Origin of the sequence: Ethanoligenens sp. (assembly GCF_047718355.1) — a bacterium.
Classification (GTDB): Bacteria; Bacillota; Clostridia; order Oscillospirales; family Ethanoligenentaceae; genus Ethanoligenens.
In genome coordinates, this window is the sequence record NZ_JBDNLG010000108.1 from 1 (window position 1) to 9,182 (window position 9,182).

Annotated in this window: 11 protein-coding genes and 2 tRNA genes; 5 read left to right on the forward strand and 8 right to left on the reverse strand. The window is 49.0% G+C overall.

The genetic code is table 11. The features are described 5' to 3' along the window. A partial coding sequence (locus ABF463_RS12845; protein WP_415534157.1) for an AMP-binding enzyme occupies positions 1–717 on the forward strand: 717 nt, incomplete at its 5' end. A gap of 137 nt (positions 718–854) precedes the next feature. On the opposite strand, the gene ABF463_RS12850 is transcribed toward ABF463_RS12845, so the two are convergent. Next, positions 855–1,850 carry a choloylglycine hydrolase family protein gene (locus ABF463_RS12850; protein WP_415534159.1) on the reverse strand — a complete coding sequence of 332 codons (996 nt, stop codon included), beginning with the start codon at positions 1,848–1,850 and terminating at the stop codon, positions 855–857. A gap of 455 nt (positions 1,851–2,305) precedes the next feature. Between ABF463_RS12850 and ABF463_RS12855 the strand changes: the two genes are divergently transcribed. Continuing rightward, positions 2,306–2,590 (forward strand): GNAT family N-acetyltransferase, encoded by a 285-nt coding sequence (locus ABF463_RS12855; RefSeq protein WP_415534161.1) that lies wholly within the window; start codon positions 2,306–2,308, stop codon positions 2,588–2,590. A gap of 122 nt (positions 2,591–2,712) precedes the next feature. On the opposite strand, the gene ABF463_RS12860 is transcribed toward ABF463_RS12855, so the two are convergent. The 3 genes from ABF463_RS12860 to ABF463_RS12870 all read right to left on the reverse strand — a co-directional run bounded on the left by ABF463_RS12860 (position 2,713) and on the right by ABF463_RS12870 (position 5,454). Beyond that, complete coding sequence (locus ABF463_RS12860) at positions 2,713–3,909, reverse strand: LL-diaminopimelate aminotransferase (RefSeq protein WP_415534163.1); 1,197 nt, start codon at positions 3,907–3,909, stop codon at positions 2,713–2,715. A 58-nt stretch (positions 3,910–3,967) separates the two neighbouring features. Continuing rightward, entirely contained in the window at positions 3,968–4,813 is an 846-nt protein-coding gene (gene dapF, locus ABF463_RS12865) for a diaminopimelate epimerase (protein ID WP_415534165.1), read from the reverse strand. An 89-nt stretch (positions 4,814–4,902) separates the two neighbouring features. Next, positions 4,903–5,454 carry an NUDIX domain-containing protein gene (locus ABF463_RS12870; protein WP_415534167.1) on the reverse strand — a complete coding sequence of 184 codons (552 nt, stop codon included), beginning with the start codon at positions 5,452–5,454 and terminating at the stop codon, positions 4,903–4,905. A 124-nt stretch (positions 5,455–5,578) separates the two neighbouring features. On the opposite strand from ABF463_RS12870, the gene ABF463_RS12875 reads away from it, so the two are divergent. The 3 genes from ABF463_RS12875 to ABF463_RS12885 all read left to right on the forward strand — a co-directional run bounded on the left by ABF463_RS12875 (position 5,579) and on the right by ABF463_RS12885 (position 7,015). Next, positions 5,579–6,484 (forward strand): M14 family metallocarboxypeptidase, encoded by a 906-nt coding sequence (locus tag ABF463_RS12875; RefSeq protein ID WP_415534169.1) that lies wholly within the window; start codon positions 5,579–5,581, stop codon positions 6,482–6,484. A gap of 258 nt (positions 6,485–6,742) precedes the next feature. After that, positions 6,743–6,829, forward strand: a tRNA-Ser gene (locus ABF463_RS12880). A 96-nt stretch (positions 6,830–6,925) separates the two neighbouring features. Continuing rightward, positions 6,926–7,015: transfer RNA gene (locus tag ABF463_RS12885), tRNA-Ser, on the forward strand. A gap of 87 nt (positions 7,016–7,102) precedes the next feature. Here ABF463_RS12885 and ABF463_RS12890 read toward each other — a convergent pair. From ABF463_RS12890 to ABF463_RS12905, 4 genes are all read right to left on the reverse strand, one after another. Continuing rightward, on the reverse strand, positions 7,103–7,414 hold the full coding sequence (locus ABF463_RS12890) for a tyrosine-type recombinase/integrase (protein WP_415534171.1): 312 nt from the start codon (positions 7,412–7,414) through the stop codon (positions 7,103–7,105). 36 nt (positions 7,415–7,450) lie between these two features. Then, entirely contained in the window at positions 7,451–7,891 is a 441-nt protein-coding gene (locus ABF463_RS12895) for a tyrosine-type recombinase/integrase (RefSeq protein WP_415534173.1), read from the reverse strand. A gap of 66 nt (positions 7,892–7,957) precedes the next feature. Next, entirely contained in the window at positions 7,958–8,269 is a 312-nt protein-coding gene (locus tag ABF463_RS12900; RefSeq protein ID WP_415534175.1) for a hypothetical protein, read from the reverse strand. A gap of 144 nt (positions 8,270–8,413) precedes the next feature. Beyond that, a partial coding sequence (locus tag ABF463_RS12905; RefSeq protein ID WP_415534177.1) for a DUF6076 domain-containing protein occupies positions 8,414–9,182 on the reverse strand: 769 nt, incomplete at its 5' end.

A 9,182-nucleotide genomic window follows, 5' to 3' on the forward strand; every position in this document is an offset into this window, starting at 1 on the left:
ATTGAACACGCGCCCATCGCGGGCGAAGCACTCAATGCAGAGGTCTATAACCGGTTCGTGGAGTATACCGGCGTTCCATTGATGGAGGGGTTCGGGCAGAGCGAAAGCACTGTCATGCTGGCGAACCTAAAGGGTATGACGCCAAAACCTGGTTCGATGGGCAGACCGACCCCGCTTTACCATATTGAACTGGTGCATGAAGACGGCAAACCGGTGCAGAACGGCGAAGTCGGCGAGATTGTGGTGGATATCAGCCAGGGCCGCCCGGCGGGGCTGTTTCAGGAATATTATCACGCGCCGGAACGAAACGCGCAGGCTTGTCATGACGGATATTACCATACGGGTGATACAGCTTGGCGTGATGAGGATGGTTATTATTGGTATGTCGGCCGTACGGATGACCTTATTAAGTCCTCCGGTTACCGTATCGGGCCCTTTGAAATTGAAAGTGTGCTGATGGAGCATCCTGCTGTTTTGGAGTGTGCTGTGACCGGCGCGCCCGATCCAGTGCGCGGGCAGGTGGTGAAAGCCAGCATTGTCCTCACGAGCAATTATGTGGCTTCTGAAAAACTGGAAAAAGAATTAAAAGACTATGTAAAACGGCAGACCGCACCGTATAAATACCCGCGTATCATTGAATTTTTAAAGGAATTGCCTAAAACGACCAGCGGCAAAATTCGGCGAGTTGAGATTCGCAATCAGGACAGTAAAAAATAAAATGTGATATGTTTGAAGGGCGTTCCGTATTACGGAACGCCCTTCTGCTTTGTGGATCTCAGTACAATTAAAGAGTACAGAGACCATTCTAATGATTCCGCTAAGACTGATAATCGATACATCGTGAGGAATATAGGTCATAGTTTTTCAAAGATCATATTCTGTGTTATCTTCCCTAAATCATACACCACGTCCGATGACTCCTGGAAAATAGGATATTCTACCGTTCTCACTTGCAGGTTTTCATATGTATTGAAAAAATAGCTGCAAGTCTGCAAGTCAATGAAAGCAGTGTATTGTGTGTAGTCATTTGTATCTCGCACGGTCACAACAGCCCCTTTAGGGATGGATACACTCTTCATAATCTGAAAGAAAGAGACAACTGCGTCCTCGGTGTTTTGCGGTGTAGGAACATGCGTTTTCAGATAAGCTGTCCGGACAAAACGCTCCGGCGAGGTATACCCACCGGGCAAAGGTACCGTTCCCCCGCCTTGACCAAAAGGCAACAGTTGAATGCCGCCCCAAACATTTTTCTCCAGTTGCCGAGGCGATACTTCCATATAGTTGCGCAAATTCGTCATATGCCACCGTAAATCAGGGCTGTTGGCCAAAACACCGATGGGATTGCGGAATATCTCCGCCCCTCTGTCTGTTAACTCCAAAACGATGCAACTTCCGGAACGATCCGCGGCGATCCAATGTAACGGAGCTACTGTTTGCGTCAACGGATCTGCTGTTCCAATGATTCGAATATTCCTCATCTGGGCAATAAAGTCCTCTACCGACACACAATGCCCCAAAATGTACGAGAGAAAATCGTAAGATGCTACTTGAATGGACGATTCGTCAAGTATGACGGTATCGTCATACTTGGCATATCCGGCAAAGTACAAAGCGGCAGCTGCAAAACCATGTTCATTGACCCCATCAAAAAAGCCACGCATCCCGTCCAGTTCCTCTCCAATTCCCATAAAACTGTAAGGGTTGCGGATATCTTGGGGTACTATCATATTTGTCCATTGGTAATTTCTTGGTACAAAATAAAAATGGGGTTGGAGTAAGTAAGAAAAGTCCATATTTCTACCAAGGTAGGCTTCACCCTGAAAGGACTGCAATGTAATAGCCGTGCACATTGGCTCTAGCTCCCATCATAATTGGATTTTATTCATTTTATGTGAGCGACAGTCTTTGGTGCCGCTGACATCCCTCCAGAGCATCATGCATAACAACGTGACAGGCGGGTACAATAAAGAATAATTGTATAAATGCATTGTTGTTCTATTTTGACGCGGTATCCGGTGCGATAGCGTTCTCAAAACAAAAGATTTGGAATAGACAGGGAGCAGATATGGAGATCGAATGTGCTTATTGTGGAAAAATTACGGATGCAATTCCTTTTTGCGGTGCACCGTTGTGTGTGAACTGTTGTCAGAAATGTCGCAAAGAAAACGACCAATGTCCAACCATGCACAGTGACCGCCCAAACAGCGAGCAGGAACCCACATTACGAACGGGCTGAAACCGGTTGTTATTTTATGCAGATAGATGTACACTAAAAACAAGAATATTGTAAAAAGGGGTGTGCAATGTGCAGCTGCAATCGGAAGAAAATCGCGTGTTTGTTGCGGATGGGATGAAAAAGGTCGTTGCAGAGGTGACTTTTCCTGCGGTCGGAGAAGGATTGGTGGATATCAATCACACGTTTGTGGATGAATCCTTGCGTGGACAGGGTGTGGCCGGTCAAATGATGCAGGCCGTTGCCGATCAGTTACGGCAGCAAGGAAAAAAAGCGGTACTATCCTGTTCTTACGCAGTAAAATGGTTTGAAAAACATCCCGAATATGCGGACATCAAATCTCCTGTCGAGTCATAAACAATTTCCTTACAGAATCAAGCAATCATGTTTGCTAATTAAAAGTGCCGCACAGAATTTCTGTGCGGCACTTTTAATTATATGGGTTGGCTTATTCGCTTTAAAAGATGTCTGCGAATTATTCAGTGAAAAGCGGCTTCAATCCGTTTGACGGCTTCTACTGTATCCGCATGGCTGCCAAAGGAGGTCAAGCGGAAGAACCCTTCGCCCATCTCACCAAAGCCCGCGCCCGGCGTGCCGACAACAGAGGCTTTGTTCAATAATTCGTCAAACAGCTGCCAAGAGGTCAGACCTTTTGGGCACTTGAGCCAGATATACGGTGCATTCACCCCACCGGTGCATGAGAAACCGGCAGCAAGCAGTCCTTCACGGATGACACGCGCGTTTTCACGATAGGAATCAATCAATTCGGTAACTTCTTTGCGTCCCTCCGGCGTGAAGATTGCTGCCGCACCGCGCTGGATGATATAAGAGGTGCCGTTATATTTGGTGGACTGATGCCGGAGCCAAAGTTTGTTAGCCGGGGCGGTTTCTCCACCGGCTGTCAGCATCAAATCTTTAGGGATGACGCAATAGCCGCAGCGCGTGCCGGTAAAACCAGCTGTTTTTGAGAAACTGCGGAATTCAATGGCGCAACTTTTTGCACCTTCAATCTCGAAAATAGAGTGGGGGATACCGTCCTCGCTGATAAACCGCTCATAGGCCGCATCATACAGAATTACAGCCTGATTTTCTTTGGCGTAGGCCACCCAGGCCTCCAGCTGCGGTTTGCTCAATACAGAGCCTGTGGGGTTGTTCGGCGAGCAGAGGTAGACTATGTCGGCATGAAAAGACGGCGGCAACGGTGCAAATCCATTTTCCTCTTTGCAGGGAATGATTTTCACCGTACGGTGAGCCATCACGTTGGTATCAATATAGACCGGATAAACAGGATCGGTGATTGCCACGATATTGTCCTGCGCAAAAATATCACCGATGTTACCGGTGTCGCCCTTTGCACCGTCGCTGACGAAAATCTCATCCGACGCGATATCAATACCGCGTGATTTATAGTCTCCTTCGGAGATGGCGTCGCGCAAAAATGCATAGCCTTCATACGGGCCATATCCCCGGAATGTTTCCGCATGCCCCATTTCATCCACTGCCGCGTGCATGGCGTCCAAACAAGTTTTTGGCAGGGGTTTGGTCACATCGCCGATTCCAAGACTGATGACTTTCTTATCCGGATTTGCTTTCTTATAAGCACTTACCCGTTGCTCAATGGTGGCAAAAAGATAGCTTTCGCTTAATTTGGTATAATTCTCATTAAAAAATGCCATGTACACTCACTCCTGTTTTTCTTCCTGTTGATTTGAAACCGGCAACGTGGCAGTTCTTTTATACGTCGATTTCAATGTCGCCTGTAAAGACCAGCTCGGCGGGTCCGGTCATCCAAACGCGGTCGTTATCCCAGCGGATTGAGAGCGCGCCGCCTCGTAGAAGCACTTCGATATCTTCGTTGCGTGGGCAGCGCTTGGTTAGGCAGGCTGCCACAACGCTGGCGCACGCACCAGTGCCGCAGGCCAGTGTTTCACCGCTGCCGCGTTCCCAGACGCGCATTTTCAGCTGATGGTCTCCCAACACTTCAACAAATTCGGTGTTCACGCTTTCTGGGAACATCTCATGGTGTTCAAAATGCGGCCCAACCTTTTCTATCTCCAGATCGTCGATGCCTTCTGTGAAGATTACAGCGTGAGGATTGCCCATGGAAACACAGGTGATGGTATATGTCGACCCGTCTACGGTGATGGGGGCTTCCACCATCCGACGTTCGGTATATCGCACAGGTATTTTTTCGATTTCCATCGAAGGGCTGCCCATATCCACACATACGCTGGAAACCGTTCCGTCTTCCACCTGCAATTTTAATGTCTTGATTCCGGAAAGCGTCTCGACCGTCATGGATTCGCTTTGGCATATGCCCAGTTCATAGGCGAGTTTGCCTACGCAACGGATGCCGTTTCCGCACATTTTCCCCTCACTGCCGTCTGCATTGAACATTTGCATACGCACGTCGGCCACAGTGGATGGCAGGAGTAAGATTAACCCGTCTGAGCCGATGCCAAAATGCCGATCCGACACCGCTTTGGACAAAGCGGATGGATTCGACATGGTCGTTTTCGTGGCGTTGATATACACATAATCGTTGCCGATTCCCTGCATTTTATAAAAATGAAGCTGCATAGCGCTCCCTCCTTTTCTCCCATAAGAATATTTTCTATTATCCGACAAATATATCCGTTTGGCAAGCCTTTTGACACAAATGAAAGAACTTAGTGCTGTCTATGTTCCTGTTTCTCCAATAAAAAGGCTTTGAGCAGGGCGGCCTGCGTTTTTCCGTCAGGCAACTCATTTTTAAGCACCATGGAAACAGCCTGCTCTAGTGGCAGCCGAACAACGTCAAGAAATTCATCTTCATCGGGATGTTGTGCACCAAGCGTCAGCCCCTTGGCAAGGTAGAGATAGATAATCTCGTTACTGTAGCCGCAAGTCGGATAGAATTTCCCAAGAAACGTGTATTGCGTCGCACAAGCTCCTGCTTCTTCACGTAATTCGCGTTTGCCGCATTCGAGAGGATCTTCTCCGTATTCCAGCTTGCCCGCAGGCAGTTCTAATAATTCCTCGCTGAATGGATACCGGAACTGCCGCACAAGCAACACCTCGCCATCATCCGTGACAGCGACTACACAGACGCCGCCGGGATGTTCTACTACTTCACGGGTGCTTTTGTGCTCATTTGGCAGCAGAACACTGTCTTTTCGCAGTTTCAGGATGTGTCCTTCATAAAGCAAGTGGCTGTCGAGCATTTTTTCTTCATATTTCATGTCGTAGAAATCCTTTCGGTCATAGCCATGTTTTGATTCTCCCGATGTGTTCCGCCGCATACGATAAAAAGAAGCGCGAAGATCACGCATGTTTTCAATAAAAAGCAGACAGGAGCAACGGAAGATGGAGACTGTTTTTGATGACCGCATGTCATTTGGAGCGGAAGATTTGCAAGCGGCAACGGGTAAATTCAAAACGCGCTATGCGTTCTTTCATACAATGACAATCGGGCGAAGTGTACTTGGGCGTCCGCTGACTCTATATCTGTTAGGGCAGGGACCCTATAAAGCACTTTATGTCGGTGGTGTACACGCACTGGAATATATTACGTCCATGTTGCTGGTGCGTTTCACAGACCGCCTGTGCGCAAGTGCACAGGAAAAAGAACTGCTGCATGGGCTGGATGCCGCAACATTTTTAAAAAGCAACGCGCTTGCTATTCTGCCGATGCTCAATCCAGACGGCATTGAAATCCACCTTCACGGTGCACAGACTGCGGGAGCTGCAAGTAAAACGGTGCAGCGCCTTTCCGGAGGCGATACATCCTACTGGCAGTCAAATGCCCGTGGTGTGGATTTGAACCATAATTTCAACGCGGGTTTCCGCCTGTTAAAACAGCAAGAGGCTGAACACGGAATCAACGGTCCCGGACCCGGAAAATTCGGCGGCTACAACCCCGAAAGCGAGCCGGAAACGCGCGCGCTTTGCAATTTATGCCGCCGGATACCATTTGAAAAGACGATTGCATTCCACAGCCAAGGAGAGGAATTGTATTGGAATTATGGTTCTAAAACGCCGCTATCTGCGCATCACATGGCGGTGCTTCTGGGTGAAAGCGCGGGATATGCAGTCAAAACACCAACGGGCATGGCGGCACATGGTGGGTTTAAGGACTGGTTTATCCAAACATTCGGCCGCCCGGGTTTTACTGTAGAGGTGGGCAAAGGGAGAAATCCGTTGCCGCCTGAACAATGCCCTGCTATCTACCAGAAACTGGAACCGATGATGGTGCTGGGCCTGCAAATATAAATCCCTTGCAAGAGGACTATATGCTATATATAGTATACACAAAATGCACCGCTTTTTCAATTCATGGCACGGTTTCAACAACTTTTTAGCATCCATCCATGGCTGTCTGCACGTTGCAAATCTGAAAATAATGTAAGATGAAGGTACATCCTGCTTATAGGTGGACAGGATGTTTTGTGAAAAAATATTTTGCGTTACATAAAAAGGTGTTGACAAGTGTTTGAACAGTATGATATTATTTATGTCGGCATTCCAAACGGAGAGATGTCCGAGTGGTTTATGGCGCTGGTCTTGAAAACCAGTGACCCGAAAGGGCCGGGGGTTCGAATCCCTCTCTCTCCGCCATCGGGCATAGCCCGTTTATCTGGTAGGACAACCTTTTGTCCATAAAGATTTCATGTTATTTTATTATATGCAACCCTTTTATATGTTTCACCATACGGAGAAGTACTCAAGTGGTGAAGAGGCGCCCCTGCTAAGGGTGTAGGTCGGGAAACCGGCGCGAGGGTTCAAATCCCTCCTTCTCCGCCAAGAATAACAGCCAATAGATCGCATAGGTATGCGGTTTGTTGGCTGTTTTCGTTTCTGCATATTTGATTTTACCCTTTGGTTTACCCTTTACAGGTTCGTTATACCCTTTATAAAGCCTTCCATGCGCTGTGCGCTCTGCTCCTTCATCTTTTCTGTAACGTGACCATACACGTTTAGAGTAAAGGCTGCCGTCTGGTGGCCAAGGTTTTCCTGCACAGTCTTGTAATCGTCCCCGGATGCCAAAGATGCCACGGCATAGGTGTGTCGCAAGTCATGGAAGCGCGCTTCTTCCAGACCAAGACTTTTGACGATTCGCTTGAAGTTTTTATAAACCGTGACATGTGTCAGATGACCCCCGACTTCATTTGTAAAGACTAAATTGTCCGGATTGTCCCACACTTCACCGGCTTTCAGCCGCCATTCATTTTGAACCCGTCACTGCTCCAGCAGCACCTTCATAACCGAGGGTGCCGGAGTGATGCGGCGGGTTTTTCCGTTTTTTAATGAACCGAATTGATAAACACCTTCGACCTTTTCAAGTTGGCGGTAAATCAAGATTGTACCTTTATCAAAGTCTATGCAGTCCCAAGACAGTCCTAATATTTCGCCCTGCCGCATACCGGTGAAAATGTCCACAATGTATATACGTTCAAAAGGATGGCCCTGTACAGCGTTCAAGAACAATGCAATTTCCTGCTCATCCAGCGGCTTGATTTCCTTTTTTTCGATGCGCGGCAGCTTACAGGCATCCGATGGGTTGAACTTTATATAGCCGATCTCCACAGCCTGCTGTAAAGCCTTATGCACCACACCATGAAGGTTCTGTATAGTCTTTGCCGAGAGCGGTTTTTCTGCCTTGTGCAGCCGGTTATACATACGCTGTATTTCCGGGGCGGTAAGCGCGGAGAGCTTGACCGCGCCCAAGGCGGGCTTGATATGGTTCTAGATATGCTGTTTATAGGATACTTTAGAGAGCGGCTTTATCCCTTCGGTGTATTCCTCTACCCAAACACTAAGCCATTCACCAAAGGTTATTTTAGCCGGTTCCATGTAGATATCGTCATCAATAGATACGCAGACCGATTGCAGTTTTTTCCGCACTTCGGCTTGTGTGTGACCATAGACAGACTTTTGCACCTGCTTGCCGGTGCCGGGATCGCGGCCGACGGTGGAACGTGCTTCCCATAAACCGTCCTTGCGCTTACGGATGGTGCCGCCACCCTGCGCGGCACGTCCTTCCTTCTTACGCGGCATAAAGAATCCATCCTTTCTATATGTCGGTGTGAAACAAGCTGATATTTTTGATACAGACCGTTCCAGATGCGCTATCCGTCTGGATCGGAGCATACAGGCTATGCGATTAAAATTTGTTTCCGGTATCGAAAAGAGGTGGGACAGTCATTTGACGTCCGGTATGGCTACCCGTTCCCGGAACTCCTCCAGCAAGATCTCGCCCTTTTCCACCTGCTCCAAGTATCTCCTGGCGTCCACCTTCCAGCGCTCGTATTCCTCATGCGGATAGCAGGCCGGTGCGCGGCGGCATCGCATTTGGTAGGCGTTCACGTTCCGGCGGTAGAGTGTCTTGGCGGCGTCGGCGTACACTTTCAGGTTGTACTTCTGCATGGCGGCAATCTCTTTGCAGGTTCGGCCACGCTCGGTGTCCACGATGCGGTCGCAGTACAGCGACACGCTGGAGAATGGGAGGAAATACCGCCCGCAGTAGTCGCATTTGCGCACGGCCAGGTTCTGCGAACACATATAAATGAACTCCATGAAGACCAGCGCCCGGATGTCGTCGCTGCGGTAAAACAGCGCCGGTTCCACAGCGCTGTTTTTCATCTCCGCGATGATCTCATTCGGGACCGTCTCGCGTGGACGGATGGGTAGTTCTTTGTAGTTGAGCATGCGCGGTTCGATCTGGACGCGGTCGTAGAGCTTCCTGGTGGAATGAAAAGACTTCAACTCACTTTTTTCCAGCAAGTAGAGGCGCTGTGCCGGTGTGAGCTCCGGGAACTCGCCGTTCAGGTCCAGTCCCAGACGGACGAGCTCCGCCAGCGGCGTCCGAAACGCGCCGAGGGCGGCGCATGTGTTTCGAAGATTTTGAAGAAAGGGCCGGGATATCTCCACCATGACCGCGTCGTCATGGTCGGCAGCGTCCCGCATGTAC

Excerpts from the sequence above, each read along its gene's own strand:
- ABF463_RS12870 (WP_415534167.1), bottom strand. The coding sequence starts at position 5,454 with ATGAAATATGAAGAAAAAATGCTCGACAGCCACTTGCTTTATGAAGGA.
- ABF463_RS12900 (WP_415534175.1), bottom strand. The coding sequence starts at position 8,269 with ATGCCGCGTAAGAAGGAAGGACGTGCCGCGCAGGGTGGCGGCACCATC.
- ABF463_RS12860 (WP_415534163.1), bottom strand. The coding sequence starts at position 3,909 with ATGGCATTTTTTAATGAGAATTATACCAAATTAAGCGAAAGCTATCTT.
- ABF463_RS12875 (WP_415534169.1), top strand. The coding sequence starts at position 5,579 with ATGGAGACTGTTTTTGATGACCGCATGTCATTTGGAGCGGAAGATTTG.
- ABF463_RS12895 (WP_415534173.1), bottom strand. The coding sequence starts at position 7,891 with ATGTATAACCGGCTGCACAAGGCAGAAAAACCGCTCTCGGCAAAGACT.
- ABF463_RS12850 (WP_415534159.1), bottom strand. The coding sequence starts at position 1,850 with ATGTGCACGGCTATTACATTGCAGTCCTTTCAGGGTGAAGCCTACCTT.
- dapF (WP_415534165.1), bottom strand. The coding sequence starts at position 4,813 with ATGCAGCTTCATTTTTATAAAATGCAGGGAATCGGCAACGATTATGTG.